Genomic DNA, 24,810 nt, shown 5'->3' with positions numbered 1-24,810 from the left:
CACATTTGGTTATGCGCTAACCTGTTGAACTGCCTACATACCAAGGACCTTACATGGACGTAATGATGGGCCTGCTGGCCGCCCTGCTCTGGGGCGGCACGGATTTTCTGGTGGGCCTCAATGCCCGCGCCGTGGGCGTTAAACGCGCGGTGTATTTCGGCCAGGCACTGGGCTTTTTGATCATGACCCTGCTGCTGGTCATCTTCCCCGCCTTGCTGGTCAAATCCCTGGATGCCTCATTGAGCGTCTGGCTACTGGGCATTGCTGCCGCGCTGTTCACGGTCTCCGGCGCGCTTGCGTTGTCCAAGGCCTTTGCGCTGGGCAAAGCCGCCATTGTGGCGCCGCTGGTGACGTCCTACGGCGTTGTCACCACCCTGCTGTCCTGGGCGACCGGTGAACACATCAGCCTGGTCCAACTCGGTTGCATCGGCCTGTGCGTGATCGGCGTAGTCCTCTCCAGCATCCACAAGGACAACGGCGTTCCTCACAACAGCTCTAACCACTCCATCGCCTACGCCATGCTCGCCGCAACGTTGTACGGCACCAGCTTCTGGCTGCAAGGCCGCTATACATTGCCTGCCTTGGGGCCGATCACCATGCTCTGGCTGGGCTATCTGGTCGGCCTCTGCGTTCTGGTGGTGATGGTGCTGAAGATCAAGGATGGCCTGAAGATTCCGCCGCTGAAAAACTGCGCAACATTGACCGGCGCGAGCTTGATGAACCTAGGCGGGTTCTCGGCATTTTCGTGGGGGGCGATGGCAGGGTCGGTGTCTGTAGTGACGGTGATCAGTACATTGTCAGGTGGGATTGCGGCGATTCTGGGGTTCGTGTTTTTCAAGGAGCGGCTGTCAGCAGTGCAGGTGCTCGGGGTTGTGCTGGTGCTGGTCGGCGCGGTGGTTTTGCATATCGCGCACTGACCCAACGCCCACAAAAAAGCCGCCCACGAGGGGCGGCTTTTTTACAGCGACCGAATCTTACAACTTCGGACCCGCAGCCTTGATCGCATCGCTCACTTCAAACTTCTTGAAGTTCTCGATGAACAGACCAGCCAGCGCTTTCGCTGCTTCGTCGTAGGCAGCCTTGTCAGCCCAGGTGTTACGTGGGTTCAGCAGGCCGGTTTCAACGCCCGGTACGGCCAGTGGCACGTCGAGGTTGATGGTGTCGAGGTGTTCAGTTTGCGAACCGATCAACGCGCCGCTCTGGATCGCTGCGATCACGCCGCGAGTAGTCGGGATGTTGAAGCGCTTGCCGACGCCGTAGCCGCCGCCAGTCCAGCCGGTGTTGACCAGGTAGACCTTGGAGCCGAAGCCACGGATACGCTTGATCAACAGCTCAGCGTATTCACCGGCCGGACGTGGGAAGAACGGCGCGCCGAAGCAGGTGGAAAAGGTCGACTTGATGCCGGCGCCCGAGCCCATTTCGGTCGAACCCACCAGTGCGGTGTAGCCGGACAGGAAGTGGTAGGCCGCTTGCTCTTCGCTGAGGATCGACACTGGAGGCAGTACGCCAGTCAGGTCGCAGGTCAGGAAGATCACAGCATTTGGCTCGCCGCCCAGGTTCTGCTCGGAACGCTTGGCAACGTGCTCCAGCGGGTAGGCAGCGCGGCTGTTCTGGGTCAGGCTGACATCGGCGTAGTCGGCGTGCTTGGCATCGTCGATCACTACGTTTTCCAGCACGGCGCCGTGCTTGATGGCTTTCCAGATGACCGGCTCGTTCTTCTCGGACAGGTCGATGCACTTGGCATAGCAACCGCCTTCGATGTTGAACACCACGCCCTCGCCCCAGCCGTGTTCGTCGTCACCGATCAGGTAACGGCTTTCGTCTGCGGACAGGGTGGTCTTGCCGGTGCCGGACAGGCCGAAGAACAAGGTCACGTCGCCGGCTTCGCCAATGTTGGCGGCGCAGTGCATCGGCAGTACGTCGGAAGCTGGCAGCAGGTAGTTCTGCACCGAGAACATGGCTTTTTTCATTTCACCGGCGTAGCGCATGCCGGCGATCAGGACTTTTTTCTGGGCGAAGTTGAGGATCACGCAACCGTCGGAGTTGGTGCCGTCACGCTCAGGCACGCACTCGAAGTTGGCCACGTTGAGCACTTGCCACTCTTCACGACCGGCTGGGTTGTACTGGGCCGGGTTGATGAACAGGCAACGACCAAACAGGTTCTGCCAGGCAGTCTGGGTGGTCATTTTGACGGCCAGGTAGTGGTCTTCTGCAGCCCCTACGTGAACGTGGGAAACGAAATGCTCTTGCGCGTTGTTGAATGCCTCGACGCGAGCCCACAGGGCATCGAACTTGTCGGCCGGGAACTTGCGGTTGATCGGGCCCCAGGCGATGGAATCCTGGGTGGAAGGCTCTTCAACGATGAAACGATCGACTGGCGAACGACCGGTACGGTGACCGGTTTCTACGACCAGCGCGCCAGTATCGGCAAGCACGCCTTCACCGCGCTGCAGGGCTTCTTTGACCAGATCGTCAACACTCAGATCGGTGTATACGGCGTTATTGGCTTGCGTCATGAGGTTCCCCGTCGGCCTATGGCCGAGTGCTCCAAACGTTTTGTAGTAGAAAGTTGCGCACTACTACCGCGAAAAAAGTGGGCCGGATTATGCCAGAAAAGCCCAAAAAGAGTAGGGCCCTCCCGTCAGAACAGCGCTAATCCGGCATTCGTCAGGTGATTTACCTGTGCTTAAACGTTTTAGTGGCGGGTGTCGGAAGGGGTGTCGATACCTGCACCGGCGAACAACTGAGCAACATCGGCGGCATCGAACAAGTAGCGCTGGTTGCAGAACTGGCAGTCGATCTCGATATGGCCACCGTGCTCCACCACCAGATTCTGCGCATCTTCCAGGCCCAGGCTCACCAGGGCATTGGCCGAACGCTCGCGCGAGCAGCTGCAATGGAAGCGCAGGGTCTGTGCGTCGAACAGGCGCACGGCCTCTTCGTGGTACAGGCGATGCAGGATGGTTTCGTTGTCCAGGGCGAGCAATTCTTCAGCTGTCAGGGTGCCGGCCAGGGCGGTGAGTTTGCGCCAGCTATCGGTACGCTCGTCGTCGTCCTTGATGCGGTCAGCCGGCAATTGCTGCAGCAGCAGGCCACGGGCGCGCTTGCCGTCGGCGTTGAGCCAGAACTTGGTGCCGACTTGCTGGGACATCACGAAATAGTTGGTGAAGCAGTCCGACAGGGTTTCGCCGTCGAGGTCGACGATGCCCTGATAGCGCTGGCCTTCAGTCGGATCGACGGTGATCGCCAGTACGCCGTTGGCCATGAGGTCGGAAAGCGTGGCGTTTGGAGTAATCAAGTCGGCGTCGTAACGGGCCAGGCCACGGATTTCGCGCTCGCTGGAGCACTCGATCATCAGCATCGGGACCGGGCCTTCGGAACGGGCTTGCAGGATCAGCAAACCATCGAATTTCATCGTGCCGACCAGCAGCGCAGCCGCCGCCATCAACTCACCGAGCAGTTGCGCGACCGGCTCCGGATAGGGGTGCTTGGCAAGGACTTCGGCATAGCTGCGCTCCAGCGAGACCAGTTCGCCGCGGGCGTCGTTCTCGTCGAAGATAAAGCGTTGGGTGAAGTCGGTATCCGGTAGATCAGTCATAGGTCTGGGTATCTGAATTGATGACAAATTGATTACAAGGTTTATAAAATTAAACGCTTTAGCACCATCTTGGTGCGGCTTTCTCCTGGAAACAGAGAGCTTAATTGAGCGAGAGGGACAGTTTATGAACAATCCGGGTTTGTTCCAAGCCAAGTGGAACCTCCGGCGATGGGCTCTTTGCAATCTACTCGCTATCGGACTGCTGTGTTTTTGGCTGTGGCCCACGGGCCAGATGCTGTGTGTGATTTTCGACGAGTGGCTGTTTCATCTGCTCAATGATCCGCTGGCGAGCAACTCAACGTGGCTGCATGTGTGGGCCGTGGCCAGTTTGCGGCCATTTGATGCAGTGGTCGGGGTGATTCTGCTGACGCTGCTGATTCGCGGTGAGTGGGTATTCAAGGCCGTGCAAGTGCGCCAGGCAGTGTTAGGTTTTGTCGGCATTCTGCTGCTGTTGCTGTTTATTCGCATGCTGTTTTCCAAACTCGCGGCACAGATGGGCTGGCAACACAGCAGCCCGTCGATGGTGATCAGCGGCGCGATTCATATGAGTGACTATTTCCCGGGGCTGGAGAAGACCTGGGAATTGAAGGACCGCTCCAGCCAGAGCTTCCCGGGGGATCATGCCTCGGTGTTGTTGATCTGGGCGATGTTCATGACGGTGTTCGCCAAACGCATCGGCCAGATCCTGGTGATCTGGGGCCTGGCGCTGTTGTTCATGATGCCGCGCCTGGTAGCAGGCGCGCATTGGGGGCAGGATGATTACATCGGCGGTGTACTGCTGGCGCTGTTGGCACTGGGCTGGGGCTATTACACGCCGTTTGCGGCGAAGGTGTCGAATGGGTTGCTGCGGCTGACAGCGCCGGTGTTCGGGCTGTTTCAGCGGGTGCCGCTGATCGGCCGACTGAGCATCATGAACTCGCCGCAATAACCGACTGTGGCGAGCGGGCTTGTCCCGCGTTGGGCTGCGAAGCAGCCCTGGAAACAGACGCCTCACTGGGGGTGGGATGGGGCTGCTGCGCAGCCCAACGCGGGGCAAGCCCGCTCGCCACAACGAGTCCGCTGCAGCACCGGGACAGATATGGGTCGCCGGCGGAGCTAGTCGTCATTGCCACTGCCGCGAAACTTGAATAGATCGCGGCGTTGCTTCTTGCTCGGCTTGCCATCGGTGGTCATGCCGGTGGCGCCCGCCTTGCGCATGGCCGCCGCGTTTTCGCGCTTGGCGATACTCGCTTCAGTCTCGGTGTACAACGCCTGCGCTTCGGGCGCACCACGGCGCACAATCGAAAGCGCCTGGACCACTACGGTTTTCTCGTCAAAGCCTATACGAATCTGCAACTCATCACCGACACGTGGCTCTTTGCCCGGCTTGCAGCGCTCGCCGCGATGATGCACCTTGCCGCTCTCGATGGCAGCCTTGGCCAGGGCACGTGTTTTGTAGAAACGCGCGGCCCACAACCACTTGTCCAGACGGACCTTTTCTTCCTCTTCCTGCTTTTGAGCCACTTGAATTCCCCGCTCTGAAAAATGTCGCAACTTTACCGTTGAAACCCTTCGACGCATAAACCCCAAGGCTCACCTAAGATACGCCAGGTAGCACCCTGATTTCGCGAGGATTCACCGTGACCGACTTTCCCATTTCACTCACCTCGCCTAACCAACGGTGCGTGGGGTGCCAGCAAAGCGAGCCCTTGGGTTTCGACTTTGCCTTTGCCTACCAACCTATCGTAGACCTGCGAGACCATACGATTTTTGCCAACGAAGCCTTGGTGCGCGGTATCAATGGCGAAGGCGCGATGTCGGTACTGGAGCAGGTCAACGACAGCAACCGCTACCGTTTCGACCAGCGCTGCCGGACCCAGGCAATTGCCCAGGCCAGCGCACTGGGCATGCAAACCCACCTTTCCATCAACTTCATGCCCAACGCCGTGTACCGTCCGGAGTTGTGCATCCGTAGCACCCTGGAGGCGGCTCGCGCGCACAATTTTCCGCTGGACCAACTGATTTTCGAGACACTGGAAAGCGAGCATGTAGATAACTATCGCCATTTGACCAATATTCTGCGTGAATATCGTGAATTCGGCTTCAAGACCGCCATCGACGATTTCGGCGCGGGCTATTCGGGGCTGAATCTGCTGGCCGATTTCCAACCTGACTTGATCAAACTCGACATGGCGCTGATCCGCGATGTCGACCAGGACCGTGTCCGTCAGGTGATCGTCCAGGGGATTGTCACAATCTGTGAGCAGTTGGGGGTTACTGTCATCGCCGAAGGCATCGAAAGTGCCGGCGAGCGCGATTTCCTGTCCGACTGCGGAATATTTCTGATGCAGGGTTATTGGTTCGCCAAGCCCGCATTCAAAGCCCTGGCCGAGGTTTCCCCGCGCGCCTGGGCGAATTGACCGGTTACCCATATTGAAGACATTTGACCATTTGACCGTTGTGGGTCTGCGTGAGTGGGTGGCACTTCCCGACCTGGGAGTGGCAGGCCTGCGCGCGAAGATCGACACCGGTGCCAGCACCTCCAGCCTGCACGCCACCGATATCGAGCCGTTTGAGCGCGACGGTGAGAAGTGGGTGCGCTTCACCGCCCACCTGGGCAGCGTGGTGCAACTGCGTCACCGCCGCTGCGAAGCGCCCCTGGTGACGATGAAAACCATCAAGAGCTCCAACGGCCATGCGCAGGTGCGCTATGTGATCAGCACCACCCTGGCGATGGGGGATCGGGTATGGCGGGTGGAGTTCACCCTGGCCTGCCGCAAGGCCATGCGTTACCGCCTGTTGCTGGGTTCCAAGGCGCTGATTGACGGCCACCTGGTGGTCAATCCCGGCGTCAAGTACTTTCAAGACAAGCCGGTGTTCCCGGTCTCTACTATTTCTGCCCCAGGTGCTGCATGAAGATTGCTGTGCTGTCGCGAAACCCGCGTCTGTATTCCACCCGCCGCCTGGTCGAGGCCGGCACCGAACGTGGCCACGAAATGGTGGTGATCGACACGTTGCGTGCCTACATGAACATTGCCAGCCACAAGCCGCAGATCCACTACCGGGGCAAGCCGCTGGAAGGGTTTGATGCGGTGATCCCGCGGATCGGCGCCTCGGTGACGTTCTATGGCTGCGCAGTGTTGCGCCAGTTTGAAATGATGGGAGTGTTCCCCCTCAATGAATCGGTGGCCATCGCCCGCTCGCGAGACAAGCTGCGCTCGCTGCAATTGCTCTCGCGTCGCGGCATTGGCCTGCCGGTCACCGGCTTTGCCCACTCGCCCGATGACATCCCTGACCTGATCGAGATGGTCAACGGCGCGCCGTTGGTGATCAAGGTACTGGAAGGCACCCAGGGCATCGGTGTGGTGCTGTGTGAAACCGCGACCGCCGCCGAGTCGGTGATCGAGGCGTTCATGGGGCTCAAGCAGAACATCATGGTGCAGGAATACATCAAGGAAGCCGGTGGCGCGGATATCCGCTGCTTCGTGGTGGGTGACAAGGTGATTGCCGCCATGAAGCGCCAGGCCAAGCCCGGTGAGTTTCGCTCCAACCTGCACCGTGGCGGCAGCGCCAGCCTGATCAAGATCACCCCTGAAGAACGCATGACCGCGCTGCGTGCAGCCAAGGTAATGGGGTTGAGCGTGGCGGGTGTGGATATCCTGCGATCCAACCATGGCCCGCTGGTGATGGAAGTGAACTCATCACCGGGCCTGGAAGGCATCGAGACCACCACCGGCAAGGACGTGGCGGGGATCATCATCCAGCACCTGGAGAAAAATGGCGGGCCGAACATGACCAGAACCAAGGGCAAAGGCTAGTCTCAAGCTCTAAGCTGCAAGCCTCAAGCTGCAAGAAAGAGCAAATCGGCTTGCCTTGCTCTTGCAGCTTATAGCTTGAAGCTTGAAGCTGGACCTGCCGCTACACCGCGTCGCGGGGCAACATCAGGCCGAGCGGCAGCCGTACGCGCGCTTCCAGGCCGCCCCCTTCGCGGTTGCGCAGTTCGACATTGCCGCCGTGCATCGAGGCGATCCGGCGGACGATTGCCAACCCCAGACCGGTGCCCTTGCCACCCCGCGCACGATCGCCACGGGTGAAAGGGTTGAAGATGCCTTCCAGCTCGGCCGGGTCAATGCCGGTGCCACGGTCCATCACACTCAGCACAACATAAGGTGCCGCGCTGTCGCCGGACACATACGCCGCCACTTCCACATCCGAGCCGGCATGGTGCAAGGCGTTGCCGATGAGGTTGTTCAACAAACGCTTCATGGACACCCGGCGCAGCGCAAACGGCTGGATCGGTTCCAGGCGCATGCGTACCTGTTCGCCGTTCTGGTTGTAAGGCGCTACCACCTCACGCACCAGGTCCGTCAGGTCGACCTCCTCCACCACCTCGTCACGACCATCGCGGATAAACGCCAGGAACTGGTCGAGAATCGCGTCCATGTCCTCGATATCGCGAACCATGTCATCGGTCAGGTCGGAATGATTGCCCATCAGTTCCAGAGAAAGCCGCAAGCGCGTCAACGGTGTGCGCAGGTCATGGGACACGCCCGCCAGCATCAGCTCGCGTTCGCGCCCGGCCTGTTCGACGTCCTCCGCCATCTGGTTGAACGCGCCATACACCTCGGTCATCTCACTGGGCGTATCGCTGACCGGCAAGCGCACGCTGCGACCCTGCCCCAGCTGGCGCGCAGCAAAGACCAGGCGCTTGAGTGGCTGGTTGAGCTGGCGCACGAAAATCCACGCCGAGGCGGTTGAGAGCAGCCCGATCGCCAGGAACCAGCCCAGCACGTTCCAGATCTTCTGCCCCCGCAGCGGATGCGGGTACAGCGGCACCTTGATCCAGGCATCCCCCAGGCTCGGCGCCCTCACCCACAGCGCGGGCGATACATGCATGCGCAACCGAACTTCGGTGTCCTCGCCCAGCTCGGCCTGCATCTGGCGCTGGTAGATCTCGCTGTAAGGCCAATGCTGCTCGCCTTCCGGCACGCCGGCCCCGTCCACCCGAATCAATGTCGACGCCTTGGCGATTTTTTCACGACTCTCGGGATCGGCTGCCCAATAGCCACGTAATGTCAGGGCGACACCGTGGCTGTACTGCCGATCCACCAGCACGTCTTCGTTCATCAACAGATAAACCAGCGTGAGCGCCTTGGAAAACAGAACGACGATCAGCACCAGCCAAAGGGTGCGGGAGAAAAAACTTTGCGGGAACCAAAGAGGGGTTTTCATAGAAGACAGCTGGACACCTGGCAGGAACGAGCGGCGCTCGCAGAATTGCAGACGCCGGGCATCCCGTCGACCCTCATGGAATCAAACGTTGGAATGCCCGCCCTGCAAATCATTGGTCACTTTGTTGCGGTGCCATCCGGCACAAACACATAGCCCACGCCCCATACCGTCTGGATGTACCGTGGTTTGGACGGATCCGGCTCGATCATCCGGCGCAGACGGGAGATCTGCACGTCGATGGAGCGCTCCAGGGCGTCCCACTCCCGGCCACGGGCCAGGTTCATCAGCTTGTCGCGGGTCAGCGGCTGGCGCGCGTTCATCACCAGCGCCTTGAGCACGGCGAATTCGCCGGTGGTGAGCATGTGCACTTCATCGCCGCGCTTGAGCTCACGAGTGGCCAGCGACAGTTCGTAGTCGCCAAATGTGACGCTCTCGTCTTCGCTGCCCGGGGCACCGGGAACCGGAGCGGCCTGGCGACGCAGCACGGCCTTGACCCTGGCCATCAGCTCGTCAGGGTTGAACGGCTTGGCCAGGTAGTCATCAGCGCCCAGTTCGAGGCCCTTGATGCGGCTCAACTCATCACCCTTGGCGGTGAGCATGATGATCGGAATCTGGTTGTTCGCGCTGCGCAGGCGCTTGCAGGCGGTGAGGCCGTCTTCGCCGGGCAACATCAGGTCGAGCACGACCAGGTTGAACACTTCACGCCCCAACAGGCGGTCCATTTGCTCGGTGTTCGGCACCGCGCGGGCACGATAGCCCTTGGAGTTGAAGAAACGCTCCAGCAGGCTGCTCAGCCCCGGATCGTCATCAACGATGAGAATTTTTTCGCCTTCAGCAGTTTGTGCAGTGCTGCTCATTGGATGCTCCTCTTATCTCGGCGCGCATTATGGCGTAGCTGCCGTTATACGCACCGTGTGCATTGTTAGCAGATTTTTCCTCTACCGCCAGCGAACCCGCGTCCCACAACCACGGGCGCAGTCCCCCCCAAGGACAGAACGCTGGTTATAATGCGGCGCCGTCGTGCAGGGCAGCATCAGATCGTTACCGTTTACTGCCGGGCTTTTTTTCACCCGCTTGTCGTGATTTTTTCGATTTCGAGGGTCAATAGGCAGCCTCTTGACCCAGGCAGCGGCGCCAGTCGGGCCGCTCAACCAGCCGCGCAAGGCCTTGTTTTCCGGGCCTGCGGGCTGCTTCTAAGAATTTCAGGTGGTTTTATGGACAGCATCAACAGCCGCATCGCCGAGGAACTCGGTGTACGCCCACAACAGGTCGAAGCGGCCGTCGCTCTACTGGATGAAGGCTCCACGGTGCCCTTCATCGCCCGTTACCGTAAAGAAGTGACCGGCAGCCTCGACGACACCCAACTGCGACACCTGGAAGAGCGCCTGCGCTACCTGCGAGAACTCGACGAACGGCGTATCAGCATCCTCGCCAGCATCGAGGAGCAGGGCAAGCTGACCCCGCAACTGGAACGCGACATCAAGCTCGCCGACACCAAGACCCGTCTCGAAGACCTCTACCTGCCGTACAAACAGAAGCGCCGCACCAAGGGCCAGATTGCCCTGGAAGCCGGCCTCGGCGAGCTGGCTGACGGCCTGTTCAACGACCCGTCGCTGACCCCGGAAACCGTAGCCGCGCGCTTTATCGACGCCGAAAAAGGTGTCGCCGACGTCAAGGCCGCCCTCGAAGGCGCCAAGTACATCCTCATGGAGCGTTTTGCCGAAAACGCCAGCCTGCTGGAAAAACTGCGCACCTACCTCAAGCAGGAAGCCACCCTCAGCGCCCGCGTCATCGCCGGCAAAGAGGAAGAAGGCGCCAAGTTCCGCGATTATTTCGAACACGATGAACCGCTGAAAAGCATGCCGTCCCACCGCGCGCTCGCGATTTTCCGTGGCCGCAACGAAGGCATTCTCAGTTCCGCGCTGAAAGTCGGCGACGAGCTGCCGGGCACCATGCACCCGTGCGAAGGCATGATCGGTCAACAATTCGGCATTCAAAATCAGAACCGTCCTGCAGATAAATGGCTGGGCGAAGTGGTGCGCTGGACGTGGAAGGTCAAGCTCTACACCCACCTGGAAACCGACCTGCTGGGCGAGTTGCGCGACGGCGCCGAAACCGAAGCGATCAACGTCTTCGCCCACAACCTGCACGACCTGCTGCTGGCCGCCCCGGCCGGCCCGCGTGCGACCCTGGGCCTCGACCCGGGCCTGCGTACCGGCTGCAAGGTCGCCGTGGTCGATGCCACCGGCAAGCTGCTGGACCACGCGACCGTGTACCCGCACGTGCCACACAACAAGTGGGACCAGACCCTGGCGATCCTGGCGGCCCTGTGCGCCAAGCACGCCGTGGACCTGATCGCCATCGGCAACGGCACCGCCAGCCGTGAAACCGACAAGCTGGCCGCCGAGCTGATCAAAAAATACCCAGCCATGAAGATGACCAAGGTCATGGTCTCCGAGGCCGGTGCTTCGGTGTACTCGGCGTCGGAGCTGGCGTCCAAGGAATTCCCGGACCTCGACGTGTCGATCCGTGGTGCGGTGTCCATCGCCCGTCGCCTGCAGGATCCGCTGGCCGAACTGGTGAAAATCGACCCTAAATCCATTGGTGTCGGCCAGTACCAGCACGACGTGTCGCAGCTGAAACTGGCGCGCGGCCTGGACGCGGTCGTGGAAGACTGCGTAAACGCCGTGGGCGTTGACGTGAACACCGCCTCCGTGGCGCTGCTGGCGCGAATCTCCGGCCTGAATTCGACCCTGGCGCAGAACATCGTCACCCACCGTGACGAGAACGGCGCGTTCAAAACCCGCGCCGCGCTGAAAAAAGTCGCACGCCTGGGTGAAAAAACCTTCGAACAGGCCGCCGGCTTCCTGCGCGTGATGAATGGCGACAACCCGCTGGACGCCTCGGCGGTTCACCCGGAAGCCTACCCGCTGGTGCAGCGCATTGCGGCCGAGACCGACCGCGACATCCGCTCGCTGATTGGCGACGCCGCGTTCCTCAAGCGCCTGGATCCGAAAAAGTACACCGATGAAACCTTCGGCGTGCCGACCATCACCGACATCCTGCAAGAGCTGGAAAAACCCGGCCGTGACCCGCGTCCCGAGTTCAAGACCGCCGAGTTCCAGGACGGCGTCGAAGACCTCAAGGACCTGCAACTGGGCATGATCCTCGAAGGTGTGGTGACCAACGTGACCAACTTCGGTGCCTTTGTGGACATCGGCGTGCATCAGGACGGTTTGGTGCACATCTCTGCGCTTTCGGAGAAGTTCATCAAGGACCCACGTGAAGCGGTGAAAGCCGGTGACGTGGTCAAGGTCAAGGTCATGGAAGTCGACATCCCGCGCAAACGCGTCGGCCTGTCGATGCGCATGAGCGACACCCCCGGCGAGAAAATCGACGGGGCTCGCGGTGCCCGCCCAGGCTCGGCGCCGCGCCAGTCGCAGAACAACGCGCCGCGCAAGGAAACCGCGACCGCCGCGCCGTCCAACAACGCCATGGCCTCGCTGTTCGCCAACGCCAAACAGTTGAAGAAACGCTGATGGACATCCCAGCCGGCTTGACCCAGAGCGCCTTCAGCGAACTGATCGGCTGCCGCCTGCAACGCCTGGACGAAGGCGTTGCCGAGGTGGCCCTGACCCTGGAGCCGCAACTGCGCAACCGCGCAGGCAAGCTCCATGGCGGGGCGATTTTCAGCCTCGTGGACATCACCATGGGACTGGCCTGTTCCAGTTCCCATGGGTTCGACCAGCAGAGCGCGACCATCGAATGCAAGATCAATTACATTCGCGCGGTCTCCGACGGTGACGTGTTATGCACCAGCCGCGTGATTCACGCCGGTCGACGCACCCTGGTGGTCGAGGCCGAGGTGTACCAGGACGAAAAACTGGTCGCAAAAGCACAAGGCACCTTCGCTGTCCTATAGCTCCCCGCCCTCGATTTGAGTTAATTTCGGCGCTGCGACAACAGCGTCGGAATTTTCTTGCTGCGCTATAGCCCAATTCAAGGAGTGAAGTAGGCTTTTCCAAAGCGAGTCAAATCGACTCAAAACCAGGCGATAACGCCAGTTTTAACTTCACCCTTGTAGACCGTCTTGCCCACCCCCATATTGGGGCGACTGACGCGTGAAGGAATCTAACTTGAGCGAACTTCTCAACCGCCGCCTGGCCCTGCTCGGCAAGCGCGAACACCTCTCCCTGCTAGAGCAATGCTTGCACGGCATCGAGCGTGAATGCCTACGTGTCACCGGTGAGGGTCGCCTGGCGCAAACGCCGCACCCCGAAGCCCTGGGCGCCGCGTTGACCCATGAACAGATCACCACCGACTACTCGGAATCGCTGCTGGAGTTCATCACCCCAGCCCTGCCCAACCCGGCCGATACCCTGAGCAGCCTGGACAAGATCCATCGCTTTGCCTACACCAAGCTCGGCAGCGAATACCTGTGGAGCCCTTCGATGCCGTGCCCGTTGCCGGCCGAGGAAGACATTCCGATTGCCTACTACGGCACCTCCAATATCGGACAGCTCAAGTACGTGTATCGCAAGGGCCTGGCCCTGCGTTACGGCAAGACCATGCAGTGCATCGCCGGTATCCACTACAACTTCTCGCTGCCGGAACAGTTGTGGCCGCTGCTCAAGGAGACGGAAGGCTTTGTCGGCACCGACCGCGATTACCAGTCCACTGCCTATATCGCGCTGATCCGCAACTTCCGCCGCTACAGCTGGCTGTTGATGTACCTGTTCGGGGCCTCGCCGGCACTGGACGCGGGCTTCCTGCGCGGTCGCTCGCATCAATTGGAAGTGCTCGACGCCGACACCCTGTACCTGCCGTACGCCACCAGCCTGCGCATGAGCGACCTGGGTTACCAGAGCAACGCCCAGGCCGGCCTGACGCCGTGCTACAACGATCTGGCCAGCTACACCGACAGCCTGCGCGAAGCGGTGGCAACGCCCTACGCGCCCTACGTCGAAGTCGGCACGCACAAGGACGGTGAATGGGTACAACTCAACACCAACATCCTGCAGATCGAAAACGAGTACTACTCCAACATCCGCCCCAAGCGCGTGACCTACACCGGCGAACGGCCGATCCAGGCGCTGATGGCGCGTGGCATCCAGTACATCGAAGTACGCTGCCTGGACATCAATCCGTTCCTGCCGATGGGTATCGACCTGCCGGAGTCGCGCTTCCTCGACGCGTTCCTGCTGCACTGCGCGCTGAACGACAGCCCATTGTTCGCCAATAACGAATGCGGCAACGCCACGTCCAACTTCCTCAGCGTGGTCAAGGAAGGCCGGCGTCCGGGCCTGCAATTGCAGCGCCAGGGCCAGGCAGTGGACATGAAGGAATGGGCCACCGAATTGCTCGAGCAGATTGCGCCGCTGGCGGCCCTGCTGGATGCGAGCCACGGCATCAGGGAACACAGCGAGGCGCTGGACGCCCAACTGGCCAAGGTCAAGGACCCGTCCCTGACGCCATCGGCCCAAGTGCTGGCGGCGATGGCCGAGCGCAAAGAGAGTTTTGCGCAGTTCTCCCTGCATCAGAGCGAGGTCCACGCCGAGCATTTTCGCCGCGAGCCGTTGCCAGCCGAAGAGCAGGCGCGCTTTGAAGAGCTGGCGCGCACGTCGCTGGCACAGCAGGCGGAGCTGGAACAGAACGAAGTGGGCGATTTTGACGTGTTTGTCGGGTCGTACCAGGCCAGTATCCTGGCGATCAGTAACTAAGGCATCACGCCACCCCGTGTGGGCGCTGGCTTGCCTGCGATAGCATCAACCCGGTAGATCTGAACTACCGAGTCGTGAGCATCGCAGGCAAGCCAGCTCGCACATTTGGCCAATGCGCCCTCAACACCAGCATTCACTCTTCTCCTCATAAGCTAATTCGAAAATGTTATTTATTTTCGGATTCTTAGATCATTTAGTCTCCTCACACGCCGACCCTCGGCCGCCTGATTGAGGAGCTTCCCTTTGAAACTTTTGACCCCACTGCGCCTCCTGGCGGCGTTGTCCTTGGCCGGTGCCAGTCTGTTTGCCCACGCGGCGGATGTAACCATCGCCTACCAGACCACCGTGGACCCGGCGAAAGTCGCCCAGGCCGACGGTGCTTATGAAAAAGCCACCAACGCCAAGATCGACTGGCGCAAATTCGACAATGGCGCCGACATCATCGCCGCCATCGCCTCCGGCGACGTGCAGATCGGCTACCTAGGTTCCAGCCCGCTGACCGCAGCGATCACGCGCAAAGTGCCGGTGGAAACCTTCCTCGTTGCTACCCAGATCGGCGGTGCCGAAGCCCTGGTGGCGCGCAACGGTTCGGGGATCAACAGCCCGCAGGACCTGGTCGGCAAGAAAGTCGCGGTACCGTTCGTGTCCACCGGTCACTACAGCCTGCTCGCCGCGCTGAAGCACTGGAACATCGACCCCTCGAAAGTGACCATCCTCAACCTCGCCCCGCCGGCAATCATCGCCGCCTGGAAGCGCGGTGACATCGATGCCACTTACGTATGGGACCCCGCCCTGGGCGTGGCCAAGGAAAACGGCAAGGTGCTGATCACCTCCGGCGAACTGGCCAAGTTCGGCGCGCCGACCTTCGATGCGTGGATCGTGCGTAAGGATTTTGCCGAGAAGCACCCGGAAATCGTCACGGCCTTCGCCAAGGTCACCCTGGACGCCTACGCCGCGTACCGCAAAGACCCACAAGCCTGGATCGCTGACAAAGGCAACGTCGACAAACTGGTGAAGCTCTCCGGCGCCAAGGCCAGTGATATCCCGCTGCTGCTGCAAGGCAACGTCTATCCATTGGCGGCTGACCAGGTAACCCTGCTGGACGCCCCGACCACCAAGGCGGTGACCGACACTGCAGCGTTCTTGAAGGAGCAAGGCAAGGTCGACGCCGTGCTGCCGGACTACGCCCCTTACGTCAGCGCCAAGTTCATCACTAACTGATTCAGGAGTTCATCGCGATGGCCTTGCTACAACTGGAGCGCATCAGCGCACAGTACCCAGGCGCCACAGAACCGGTACTGTCTGATATTTCATTGGAGCTTGGGCCCCAGCAATTGCTGGTAGCCCTCGGCCCGTCCGGCAGTGGCAAGACTTCGCTGTTGAATCTGATTGCCGGCTTTGTCGAACCGTCCGCCGGGCGCATCACCCTTGATGGCGTGCCGGTCAAAGGCCCGAGCGCCGAACGTGGCGTGGTGTTCCAGGACGACGCCCTGCTGCCCTGGCAGGACGTGCTCGCCAACGTCGGCTTCGGCCTCGAACTGGCGGGCGTGGCCAAGGCACAACGCGAAGTGCGCGCCCGGGAAATGCTCGCACTGGTGGACCTCGCCGGTTTCGACAACCGCCGCATCTGGCAGCTCTCCGGCGGCCAGAAACAGCGCGTCGGCCTCGCCCGCGCCTTGGCAGCAGACCCGCGCGTGCTGCTGATGGACGAACCCTTCGGCGCCCTCGATGCCTTCACCCGCGAGCAGATGCAGGAGCTGTTGCTGCAAGTCTGGCGACGCACGGCCAAGCCGGTATTCCTGATCACCCATGACATCGAAGAGGCGGTATTTCTCGCCACTGACTTGATCCTGCTGGCGCCCAACCCTGGCCAGATCGTCGAACGCCTGCACCTGGACTTTGGCCAACGCTACGCCGCCGGTGAGTCGGCGCGGGCGATCAAATCCGACCCGCTTTTTATCGAAACCCGCGAACACGTGCTGGGCAAAGTGTTCTCGCAACGGCAGGTGTCCGCATGAGCAGCTACGAACTTCCCGCCACGGCGGCCAAGCCGGTGACGCACACCGTTATCCCCGTGCGCCGCAGCCTGAGCACGCGCTGGATCAGCCTGCTGACCCTGGTAGCCTTGCTGGCCATCTGGTGGGCCGTGACCGCCACCGGCCTGATCGAGCCGCTGTTCCTGCCGCCGCCGTCTGCCGTGCTGCAAAAAGGCTGGCTGCTGGCGACCACGGGCTACATGGATTCCACCCTATGGCAGCACTTGGGCGCGAGCCTCAGCCGTATCGGCCTGGGCCTGGGCTTTGCAGTGCTGACCGCCGTGCCGGTGGGCATTGCCATCGGCGCCAACCGTATTGCGCGTGGCATTCTCGACCCGCTGATCGAGTTCTACCGGCCGATTCCGCCGTTGGCGTATCTGCCGCTGATCGTGATCTGGTGCGGCATCGGCGAGCTGTCCAAGGTGCTGCTGATCTACCTGGCGATCTTTGCCCCGATTGCCATCGCCACCGCGACCGGCGTGCGCACCGTCGACCCGGCCAAACTGCGCGCGGCACAGTCGCTGGGTGCGACCCGCGCCCAGTTGATTCGCCATGTGATCCTGCCGAGCGCCCTGCCCGACATCCTCACCGGCGTGCGCATCGGCCTGGGGGTGGGCTGGTCGACATTGGTTGCTGCCGAGCTGATCGCAGCCACCAGCGGCCTGGGGTTCATGGTGCAGTCGGCGGCGCAGTTCCTGGTCACCGATGTGGTGGTACTGGGGATCCTGGTGATCGCACTGATCGCCTTCGCCATGGAAATGGGCCTGCGCGCCCTGCAGCGCAAATTGGTGCCTTGGCATGGCCAGGCACACTAAGCACTTATTGACGAGAACCGCATGAGCAGCCTGACCGTTACGCCATTAAGCACCGCCCTGGGCGCCCAGATCAGTGGCGTCGATATCACCCAGCCGCTGAACGTCGAACAGCGCGACGCCATCGAACAGGCGTTGCTCACGCACTCGGTGCTGTTCTTCCGTGGCCAGCCGATCACCCCGCAGCAACAGGCGCGGTTCGCGGCGAATTTCGGCGACCTGCACATCCACCCGATCTACCCCAACGTGCCGGAACAGCCCGAAGTGCTGATCCTCGACACCGCCGTCACCGACGTGCGTGACAACGCCGTGTGGCACACCGACGTGACCTTCCTGCCCACGCCGGCGCTTGGCGCGGTGCTCAGCGCCAAACTGCTGCCGGCGTTTGGTGGCGACACGTTGTGGGCGAGTGGCATCGCGGCGTATGAGGCGCTGTCCGAGCCGTTGAAGCGCTTGCTCGACGGGCTTACCGCAACCCACGACTTCACCAAATCCTTCCCGCTGGAACGCTTCGGCAACACCGCCGAAGACCTGGCGCGATGGGAAGAAACCCGCAAGAAAAACCCGCCGCTGTCGCATCCGGTGGTGCGCACGCATCCGGTGAGTGGGCGTAAATCGTTGTTCGTGAGCGATGGGTTTACCACCAGGATCAATGAGCTAGAACCTGCCGAAAGCGAAGCGATCCTGAAGCTGCTGTTTGCTCACGCGACCCGCCCGGAGTTCACCATCCGCTGGCGTTGGCAGGAAAATGACGTGGCGTTCTGGGACAACCGCGTGACCCAGCATTACGCGGTAGATGACTACCGGCCGCAACGGCGCGTGATGCACCGGGCGACGATTCTTGGGGACGTGCCGTTCTAGATCACACAGAAGATCGAGGGAGGGTGCTGGCTTGCCTGCGAAAGCGATAGCCCAGCCAACACCATCATCGACTGACCCACCGCCATCGCGGGCAAGCCCGGCTCCCACAGTGATTTGGATCGTGCCGAAAAAATTCGCCCCACTGAAGATCAACTGTGGGAGCTGGCTTGCCTGCGAAAGCGGTGGATCAGCCAACACCTCCATCGACTGACACACCGCCATCGCGGGCAAGCCCGGCTCCCACATTGCCCGAGCCGGACCAAGGAAATTCGCCCCACTGAAAATCAACTGTGGGAGCTGGCTTGCCTGCGAAAGCGGTAGCCCAGCCAACACCTTCATCGACTGACCCACCACCCTCACAGGCAAGCCCGGCTCCCACATTGACCGAGTCGGGCCAAGGAAATTCGCCCCACTGAAGATCAACTGTGGGAGCTGGCTTGCCTGCGAAAGCGGTGGATCAGCCAACACCATCATCGACTGACACACCGCCCTCACCGGCAAGCCCAGCTCCCACAGTGACCGACTACTGCAGATTACTCAGCGGTAGACGGCTTCTCCCACAAGTTGATCCCGCCTTCCTGCGCGAACCGATCGATCTCCGCCAGTTCTTCGGCACTGAAGCTCAGGTTCTTCAACGCCCCGACGTTTTCAATGATCTGCTCCGGCCGGCTCGCACCGATCAGCGCACTGGTTATGCGTGGGTCGCGCAAGGTCCAGGCCAGGGCCAGTTGCGCCAGACTCTGGCCACGGCGCTGGGCGATTTCATTCAGCGCGCGCACATGGGCGATGTTGGCTTCGGACAGGTGCTTGGCCTGCAACGAACCGCCACCCGGACGATTCACTCGTGCGTCGGCCGGCACGCCGTTGAGGTACTTGTCGGTCAGCAGCCCTTGAGCCAGCGGTGTGAACGCAATCACCCCGGCGCCGAGTTCTTCGGTGGTGTCCAGCAGGTCTTTTTCCACCCAACGGTTGAGCAGGTTGTAGGCCGGTTGGTGGATCAGCAGCGGCACTTTCCACTCTTTGAGCAGCGCGGCGATTTCGCGGGTTTTTACCCCGGAGTAGGAAGAGATGCCGATGTACAACGCCTTGCCTTGCTGCACGGCGGTGGCGAGGGCGCTGGCGGTTTCTTCCAGGGGGGTGTCGGCATCAAACCGGTGCGAGTAGAAAATATCCACATAGTCGACGCCCAGGCGTTGCAGGCTCTGGTCGAGGCTGGCCAGCACGTATTTGCGCGAACCGCCGCCCTGGCCGTAGGGGCCGGGCCACATGTCCCAGCCGGCCTTGCTGGAGATGATCAATTCGTCGCGGTAGTGCTTGAAGTCTTCGCGCAGCAAACGGCCGAAGTTGATCTCGGCGCTGCCGTAAGGCGGGCCGTAGTTGTTGGCCAGGTCGAAGTGGTTGATCCCCAGGTCGAACGCGGTGCGCAACAGGGCGCGCTGGGTGTCGATCGGGGTGCTGTCGCCAAAGTTGTGCCACAGCCCCAGGGACAGTGCCGGCAGCACCAGTCCACTGCGGCCTACGCGGCGATACGGAATAGATTCATAGCGGTTTTCGGCAGCAATGTAAGTCATCGAATCCTCTCTTGGACGTAGGCAAATAAGGCCTGGGAATAAGGTTATTCCCAGGCCTTTTAACCAGCTGAATCGCTTAAGTCTGCCTTTCCGTTTTACAGCAATTGCCTACCAGAGTGGAACGACATAGCTGACATAAAAGCGGTTTTCATCTTGCACGGTGGCACTGCTGATGTCCGGGCTGGCGTGGGCATTTTTCCAGGTCACGCCGAGCCCTTTGAGGGTGCCGGTGGGGACTTGATACGCCACGGCAACGTTACGTTCCCATTCGCTGGTGGTGCCTTGTGCAGTGCGGATGTCATCGCCGTGGGCATACGCCGCGGAGAACGTCAGGCCGGTGAGGCCGAGTTTGCCGAAGTCATATTTGTACTGCGCCAGCCAGGTGCGTTCGCCGGCATGCTGGAATTTGTTCAACTGCATGTTGGTCAGGGCCGGAGTGTCGGCACCTGAACCTGGGCCCTGGCGGTTGTCGCCGCTGTTCAAGCCGGAATCCAGGTAGGGAAAGTCGCTGTCGCCGCTGTTTTTCTGGATACCCAGGCCGACGGTATGGCCGTCCAGGCTGTAGCTCTCAAGCAAGCTGGCGGTGGTCTGGTTGATGCGCCCCTTGTTCACGCCGTCACCGTAGAGACCCGCCGCCGCGAAGTCCTTGTCACCGTCGGCGTTGCCGCCCACGCCCAGGCTGCGGAACACCCGCACATCGGTGTCGATCGCGCCGACCGACAAAGCGTCATGGCGCTTGGCACCGAGGAAGAACTGCTGGTAGTAGTCCTCAAGATTGGAGTACCACAGGCTGACGGTGGTGTTCTGGATGCCGGTGTAGTCCGCACCGCCGAACAGGAAGCGATCGCTTTCCTTGGTGCCGCCGGCGGTGATCATGCCTTGGTCGCCGGTCTCGTTACGGATCTTGGTCTTGAGGATATCGCCGCCGGTGAAAGTGAAGTCGGTAAGGTCCTTGGACACCAGTTGCACGCCGGTATTGGTCTGCTGGTACAGGCGCCCGTCGGTATTGGCCAGGACCGGGTTGTTGCCGTACAGCGTGCCGACGCGCAGCTCGTCCTGGGCGAAGCGCATCTTGAACGTCGGGCTGAGTACGCCGAACTGGTCGGCGGACTTGCCGTTGTCCAGCGGGAACATGCTGCCGGGGTAGCGGCCCTGGTGATCCTTGTCGTTGAGGTCGCCACCGGAATCCAGTTTCAGCCCGTAGAACGCCTGCAGATCCAAGCCGAAACCCACCGGCCCCTCGGTGTATCCCGACTTGAAGTTGAACTCGAAACCCTGGCCCCAATCGCGAATGCTGTGGGCCTTGGCGTTGCTGTTCACCACATCACGCCCCTGCTGGTTGAGATAGCGATTGAGCAGGGTCACGTCGGCGTGGCTGTCATCGATAAAATCGGCATGGGCGGACAGCATAAAGCTCGCCATGGCGGCACCCACCATAGGGCTTAATAACGTCTTCATTGTTACCGGTCTCCGTCACTGTTTTGAAATGAAAGCGTCAAACGCTTCACACAATTACGCAGTGGCCAGATGACAGTTGCGCGTCAAACCGAGGGTTTGACGAATGAAATTAAATTTAAGAAAGCCCCGTAGAACGGGGCTTTGCGAGGAGTTACAGGTCAGCGCACCAGGTGCAGGAACTGCAGGTGGCGCTCGTACTGGTCGAGGATGTCGTTGATGATCTGCTCCTTGGTGTAGCCCACCAGATCGTAGTCCTGGCTGCCCTCACTCAGGTGCACTTCCGCGCGGTAATAGCGACGGTTATTGATCTCCTTGGAACCCATGCCACCCCGGGCGAACGACGGCGTGAAGTAGCCGCGCATCTGCACCTGGTAGATGAACGGATGCTCCTCGCCATGCCCGATTTCGAGGCTGACGCTGTCGTTGGCCGGGTCCGGCTGAGTGACCACGCTCAGGCCCTTCTCGACGAACACCGCCGTCACTTCTTCGATCGCCGGGCGCACCGTCGATTCGAGGAAGCGGTACACCTCATCGCGTGACGGGAAATGCACGGCCTGACTCAAGCGCTGGCGCCAGCCGCCACGGCCCTTGCGGGAGGCCGAGATCGGCGCCAACGAGTGCAACTGCGCGATCTGCTTTTGCGACTCGAGGTAGAAGGCTTTGTGCAGCCCCCACATCATCAGCAGCAAGATCATCGAGAACGGCAGCGAGGTCAGCACCACGGCTGATTTCAACGAGTCGATGCTGCCGGCAAACAGCAGCGCACTGGTGACCAGCGCCGTCATCGCGCCCCAGAACACCCGCAGCCATTTCGGCCCGTCTTCATCGGCGTTGCCGCCCTTGGACGACAGGGTCGAAAGCACTACGGTGCCGGAGTCGGCCGAGGTCACGAAGAACACGAAGCTGATAAACACGGTGACCGCGATGACCGTCTTGCTCCACGGGTAGGTTTCCAACAGCAGGTACAGGCTCATCGACGGGTCATCGATGGCCGACTGACCGAGTGCCGTCAGCCCGTGATTGAGCACCTGGTCGATGGCGCTGTTGCCGAAGATCGACATCCACGCCAGGGTGAAGCCCAGCGGGATCAGCAGCACGCCGAAGACGAACTCGCGGATGGTCCGGCCACGGGAAATCCGCGCGATAAACAGGCCGACAAACGGCGACCACGCGATCCACCAGGCCCAGTAGAACACCGTCCAGCCGCCGAGCCAGTCGCTCGGTTTGTCATAGGCGTACACGTCAAAACTCTTGGTCGGCAACGCGCCAAGGTAGTCGCCGATGTTCTGGATCAGCGTGTTGAGCAGGTGCTGGGTGGGACCTGCGAACAACACGAACAGCAGCAGCGCACAGGCCAGCAGCATGTTGATGTCGGACATCACTCGCACGCCCTTGTCGACGCCGGCGACCGCGACAAGAATCGCCGCGCCCATCATCAGGGTGATCAATCCAACCTGGATCCACTGGGTATGGGCAATGCCAAACAGGTAGTCGAGGCCGGAGTTGAGGTGCAGCACACCAAAACCCATGTCGGCCCCCAGGCCGAACACCGTGGCGATAATGCCGAAGCCATCCACCGCATAGCCGATGGGGCCGTTGATGCGCTTGCCGATCAGCGGGTACAACGCCGAACGCAGCGCCAGCGGCAGGTTATGCCGGTAGGCGAAGTACGCCAGGGCCATGCCGACAAAGGCGAACACGCCCCAGCCATGCAGGCCCCAGTGCAGGAACAGGATCTGCATGGCCTGGCGCGCGGCGTCGGCATTCATCGGTGCGCCCTGGGGCGGTTGCACCAGGTGCGTCAGCGGCTCGGAGACGCAGAAGAAGAACAGCGTGATGCTGATCCCGGCGGCGAACAACATGCCGGCCCAGGACAGGTAACTGAATTCGGGCTCGTCGTGGTCGGCACCGAGTTTTATCTTGCCGTAGCCCGATAGCGCGGTGACCACCACGAAGACCAGATACAGGGTCATCGCCAGCATGTAGTACCAGCCGACCGTATTGGCCGCCCAGTTTTGCGCGGCCAGCAGCCAGGCGCCGGCCTGTTGCGGGATAGCGATGACAGTGATGCCGAACAGCAAGATGAAGGTTGCAGCAAAGTAGAAGACGGGCGCATTCATGCGCACCAGGCCGCTGGCTGGGGTCGACGATGCACTCATGAACGATGCACCCCTCGGGCGGGAGATGTGGCTGTAAAAAACGGACTCAGCAAAGGTAAGCCTCCTGTTGTGAGCGGGCAGCGAACCACCGGTTTAACTTGAACGAACATTCAAGTTAAACATGGATAGGCGGTCTGGGACTAATCGCAGGGCTGAGTGGTAGATAATTCCTACACTAGCTCAAGGACTGGTATGACGGGTGCGGGAGGTAAAACGTTCAGCGATTTTCGGGAGAAATCCGCTTAGATCCGGAATGCATTCCAACTGTGGGAGCGGGCTTGCCTGCGATGGCGGTGTGTCAGCAAACAGATCGGCTGCTGACCCGCCGCCATCGCAGGCAAGCCAGCTCCCACAGTTGCCCGGTGTTTGGCTCAAGACTATTTCTGCGCCCCATCATCATGCTGCAGATTCGCCTGGGTGATATTCGCTCCCGCCGGCACGCTGCGGGTCAGCCACACATTGCCGCCAATCGTTGAGCCCTGGCCAATGGTGATCCGCCCCAGGATCGTTGCCCCGGCGTAGATCACCACGTCATCCTCGACAATCGGGTGGCGCGGATGGCCCTTCTGCAGCTGCCCATCCTCATCCGCCGGGAAGCGCTTGGCGCCCAGCGTCACGGCCTGGTAGATACGCACCCGCTCGCCGATGATCGCGGTTTCGCCAATCACCACGCCGGTCCCGTGGTCGATAAAGAAACTCGGGCCGATCTGCGCACCCGGGTGGATGTCGATACCGGTGGCCGAGTGGGCGATTTCCGCGCTGATCCGCGCCAGCAGCGGCAAACCGGCGCGATACAGATGGTGCGCCAGGCGATGGTGAATCACCGCGAGGATTCCCGGATAGCACAGCAGCACCTCATCCACACTGCGCGCGGCCGGGTCGCCGTGGTAGGCGGCCAGCACGTCGGTGTCCAGCAGGCTGCGCAGGGACGGCAAGGCCAGGGCAAAATCCTGGATCAGGCGGATGGCCAGGGCGTCGACCGCGCTGTCATCCTGGCCGCCCTGGCGCGCGGCGTAGCGCAGCTCCAGGCGCGCCTGTGCCAGCAAGGCATTCAGGGCGACGTCGAGGGTATGGCCGACGTAGAAATCTTCACTTTCTTCGCGCAGGTCCACCGGCCCCAGGCGCATGGGGAACAGCGCACCGCACAGTGCCTCAAGGATCTGCGCGACAGCCTCGCGGGACGGCAACTCGCGGCCGCCATGCTCGCCGCTCAAGCGGCCATTGCGCGTTCGCCACTGGTCCCGGGCGCCGCGCAGTTGGCTGACGATGGTCTGTAATTGCCAATGACTGGAACGCTCACTCACGGTCTTCACTCCTGACGAAATGGCCATCACTTTACGGTATGCACCCTGGCCGCCCTTAAGAACCAATGGTGCGATGCTAA

21 protein-coding genes are annotated in these 24,810 nt (G+C 61.2%); 12 read left to right on the top strand and 9 right to left on the bottom strand.

Features of this window, described 5'->3' with window-relative positions:
* The first annotated feature begins 65 nt into the window (after positions 1-65).
* On the top strand, positions 66-917 hold the full coding sequence (locus JFU04_RS00680) for an EamA family transporter (protein WP_201146283.1): 852 nt from the start codon (positions 66-68) through the stop codon (positions 915-917).
* A gap of 57 nt (positions 918-974) precedes the next feature.
* Here the strand turns inward: JFU04_RS00680 and JFU04_RS00675 are convergent, their stop codons facing one another.
* Together JFU04_RS00675 and hslO are read right to left on the bottom strand one after the other, a co-directional pair.
* Entirely contained in the window at positions 975-2,516 is a 1,542-nt protein-coding gene (locus tag JFU04_RS00675) for a phosphoenolpyruvate carboxykinase (RefSeq protein WP_201143328.1), read from the bottom strand.
* Between the two features lie 179 nt (positions 2,517-2,695).
* Positions 2,696-3,598 carry an Hsp33 family molecular chaperone HslO gene (hslO, locus tag JFU04_RS00670; RefSeq protein ID WP_065899604.1) on the bottom strand — a complete coding sequence of 301 codons (903 nt, stop codon included), beginning with the start codon at positions 3,596-3,598 and terminating at the stop codon, positions 2,696-2,698.
* 124 nt (positions 3,599-3,722) lie between these two features.
* On the opposite strand from hslO, the gene JFU04_RS00665 reads away from it, so the two are divergent.
* The gene (locus JFU04_RS00665) at positions 3,723-4,526 is read left to right on the top strand and encodes a phosphatase PAP2 family protein (protein WP_065899603.1); all 804 of its coding nucleotides are present in this window, start codon (positions 3,723-3,725) and stop codon (positions 4,524-4,526) included.
* Positions 4,527-4,693: 167 nt separating this feature from the next.
* Here JFU04_RS00665 and JFU04_RS00660 read toward each other — a convergent pair whose 3' ends face one another.
* Positions 4,694-5,101 carry an RNA-binding S4 domain-containing protein gene (locus JFU04_RS00660; RefSeq protein ID WP_065899602.1) on the bottom strand — a complete coding sequence of 136 codons (408 nt, stop codon included), beginning with the start codon at positions 5,099-5,101 and terminating at the stop codon, positions 4,694-4,696.
* A gap of 116 nt (positions 5,102-5,217) precedes the next feature.
* Here JFU04_RS00660 and rimA point away from each other — a divergent pair, with 116 nt between their 5' ends.
* The 3 genes from rimA to rimK are packed head-to-tail and all read left to right on the top strand — an operon-like array spanning position 5,218 to position 7,395.
* The gene (gene rimA / locus JFU04_RS00655) at positions 5,218-5,997 is read left to right on the top strand and encodes a S6 modification regulatory phosphodiesterase RimA (protein ID WP_106805442.1); all 780 of its coding nucleotides are present in this window, start codon (positions 5,218-5,220) and stop codon (positions 5,995-5,997) included.
* A gap of 13 nt (positions 5,998-6,010) precedes the next feature.
* Positions 6,011-6,493 carry a retropepsin-like aspartic endopeptidase RimB gene (gene rimB, locus JFU04_RS00650; RefSeq protein WP_201143327.1) on the top strand — a complete coding sequence of 161 codons (483 nt, stop codon included), beginning with the start codon at positions 6,011-6,013 and terminating at the stop codon, positions 6,491-6,493.
* A complete protein-coding gene (gene rimK, locus JFU04_RS00645; RefSeq protein ID WP_003187674.1) occupies positions 6,490-7,395 on the top strand; it encodes a 30S ribosomal protein S6--L-glutamate ligase in 906 nt (301 codons plus the stop codon). Before rimB ends, rimK begins: the two co-directional genes overlap by 4 nt.
* 100 nt (positions 7,396-7,495) lie before the next feature.
* On the opposite strand, the gene JFU04_RS00640 is transcribed toward rimK, so the two are convergent.
* Entirely contained in the window at positions 7,496-8,809 is a 1,314-nt protein-coding gene (locus JFU04_RS00640) for an ATP-binding protein (protein WP_065899599.1), read from the bottom strand.
* A 116-nt stretch (positions 8,810-8,925) separates the two neighbouring features.
* Positions 8,926-9,666, bottom strand: coding sequence for an osmolarity response regulator transcription factor OmpR (ompR, locus tag JFU04_RS00635; protein ID WP_065899598.1), 741 nt, complete (start codon positions 9,664-9,666; stop codon positions 8,926-8,928).
* A 357-nt stretch (positions 9,667-10,023) separates the two neighbouring features.
* Between ompR and JFU04_RS00630 the strand changes: the two genes are divergently transcribed.
* The 7 genes from JFU04_RS00630 (at position 10,024) to tauD (ending at position 18,238) form a co-directional block, all read left to right on the top strand.
* Positions 10,024-12,348, top strand: coding sequence for a Tex family protein (locus tag JFU04_RS00630; RefSeq protein ID WP_201143326.1), 2,325 nt, complete (start codon positions 10,024-10,026; stop codon positions 12,346-12,348).
* Positions 12,348-12,731, top strand: a complete 384-nt coding sequence (locus JFU04_RS00625; protein ID WP_201143325.1) for a PaaI family thioesterase — start codon at positions 12,348-12,350, stop codon at positions 12,729-12,731. The genes JFU04_RS00630 and JFU04_RS00625 overlap by 1 nt, the downstream gene beginning before the upstream one ends.
* Positions 12,732-12,945: 214 nt before the next feature.
* Entirely contained in the window at positions 12,946-14,529 is a 1,584-nt protein-coding gene (gshA, locus tag JFU04_RS00620; protein WP_201143324.1) for a glutamate--cysteine ligase, read from the top strand.
* A gap of 243 nt (positions 14,530-14,772) precedes the next feature.
* Positions 14,773-15,750, top strand: a complete 978-nt coding sequence (tauA, locus tag JFU04_RS00615) for a taurine ABC transporter substrate-binding protein (protein WP_201143323.1) — start codon at positions 14,773-14,775, stop codon at positions 15,748-15,750.
* A gap of 17 nt (positions 15,751-15,767) precedes the next feature.
* Complete coding sequence (tauB, locus tag JFU04_RS00610; protein WP_201143322.1) at positions 15,768-16,547, top strand: taurine ABC transporter ATP-binding subunit; 780 nt, start codon at positions 15,768-15,770, stop codon at positions 16,545-16,547.
* Positions 16,544-17,380 carry a taurine ABC transporter permease TauC gene (gene tauC / locus JFU04_RS00605; RefSeq protein WP_201143321.1) on the top strand — a complete coding sequence of 279 codons (837 nt, stop codon included), beginning with the start codon at positions 16,544-16,546 and terminating at the stop codon, positions 17,378-17,380. The genes tauB and tauC overlap by 4 nt, the downstream gene beginning before the upstream one ends.
* 21 nt (positions 17,381-17,401) lie before the next feature.
* Positions 17,402-18,238: a taurine dioxygenase gene (tauD, locus tag JFU04_RS00600; protein WP_106805446.1), complete on the top strand. Its 837-nt coding sequence runs from the start codon at positions 17,402-17,404 to the stop codon at positions 18,236-18,238.
* 533 nt (positions 18,239-18,771) lie between these two features.
* Here the strand turns inward: tauD and mgrA are convergent.
* The 4 genes from mgrA to epsC all read right to left on the bottom strand — a co-directional run bounded on the left by mgrA (position 18,772) and on the right by epsC (position 24,730).
* Entirely contained in the window at positions 18,772-19,809 is a 1,038-nt protein-coding gene (gene mgrA, locus JFU04_RS00595; RefSeq protein ID WP_120447384.1) for an L-glyceraldehyde 3-phosphate reductase, read from the bottom strand.
* Between the two features lie 108 nt (positions 19,810-19,917).
* Positions 19,918-21,246 (bottom strand): OprD family outer membrane porin, encoded by a 1,329-nt coding sequence (locus JFU04_RS00590; protein ID WP_201146280.1) that lies wholly within the window; start codon positions 21,244-21,246, stop codon positions 19,918-19,920.
* 179 nt (positions 21,247-21,425) lie between these two features.
* The gene (gene betT, locus JFU04_RS00585; protein ID WP_162946137.1) at positions 21,426-23,387 is read right to left on the bottom strand and encodes a choline transporter BetT; all 1,962 of its coding nucleotides are present in this window, start codon (positions 23,385-23,387) and stop codon (positions 21,426-21,428) included.
* 416 nt (positions 23,388-23,803) lie between these two features.
* On the bottom strand, positions 23,804-24,730 hold the full coding sequence (gene epsC / locus JFU04_RS00580; RefSeq protein ID WP_201143320.1) for a serine O-acetyltransferase EpsC: 927 nt from the start codon (positions 24,728-24,730) through the stop codon (positions 23,804-23,806).
* Positions 24,731-24,810: the final 80 nt, after the last annotated feature.

The organism is Pseudomonas sp. TH21 (genome assembly GCF_016651025.1).
In the GTDB taxonomy this organism is placed as follows: Bacteria; Pseudomonadota; Gammaproteobacteria; order Pseudomonadales; family Pseudomonadaceae; genus Aquipseudomonas; species Aquipseudomonas aylmerensis.
The sequence above is the reverse complement of the archived record's forward strand: the minus strand, read 5'-3'. Positions and strand labels throughout refer to the sequence as shown.

Coding starts and splice junctions, on each gene's coding strand:
- tauB (WP_201143322.1), top strand. CDS start 15,768: ATGGCCTTGCTACAACTGGAGCGCATCAGCGCACAGTACCCAGGCGCC.
- mgrA (WP_120447384.1), bottom strand. CDS start 19,809: ATGACTTACATTGCTGCCGAAAACCGCTATGAATCTATTCCGTATCGC.
- JFU04_RS00665 (WP_065899603.1), top strand. CDS start 3,723: ATGAACAATCCGGGTTTGTTCCAAGCCAAGTGGAACCTCCGGCGATGG.
- betT (WP_162946137.1), bottom strand. CDS start 23,387: ATGAATGCGCCCGTCTTCTACTTTGCTGCAACCTTCATCTTGCTGTTC.
- JFU04_RS00590 (WP_201146280.1), bottom strand. CDS start 21,246: ATGGTGGGTGCCGCCATGGCGAGCTTTATGCTGTCCGCCCATGCCGAT.
- JFU04_RS00675 (WP_201143328.1), bottom strand. CDS start 2,516: ATGACGCAAGCCAATAACGCCGTATACACCGATCTGAGTGTTGACGAT.
- JFU04_RS00630 (WP_201143326.1), top strand. CDS start 10,024: ATGGACAGCATCAACAGCCGCATCGCCGAGGAACTCGGTGTACGCCCA.
- JFU04_RS00640 (WP_065899599.1), bottom strand. CDS start 8,809: ATGAAAACCCCTCTTTGGTTCCCGCAAAGTTTTTTCTCCCGCACCCTT.
- ompR (WP_065899598.1), bottom strand. CDS start 9,666: ATGAGCAGCACTGCACAAACTGCTGAAGGCGAAAAAATTCTCATCGTT.
- tauC (WP_201143321.1), top strand. CDS start 16,544: ATGAGCAGCTACGAACTTCCCGCCACGGCGGCCAAGCCGGTGACGCAC.
- JFU04_RS00680 (WP_201146283.1), top strand. CDS start 66: ATGGGCCTGCTGGCCGCCCTGCTCTGGGGCGGCACGGATTTTCTGGTG.
- rimK (WP_003187674.1), top strand. CDS start 6,490: ATGAAGATTGCTGTGCTGTCGCGAAACCCGCGTCTGTATTCCACCCGC.
- hslO (WP_065899604.1), bottom strand. CDS start 3,598: ATGACTGATCTACCGGATACCGACTTCACCCAACGCTTTATCTTCGAC.
- JFU04_RS00625 (WP_201143325.1), top strand. CDS start 12,348: ATGGACATCCCAGCCGGCTTGACCCAGAGCGCCTTCAGCGAACTGATC.
- tauD (WP_106805446.1), top strand. CDS start 17,402: ATGAGCAGCCTGACCGTTACGCCATTAAGCACCGCCCTGGGCGCCCAG.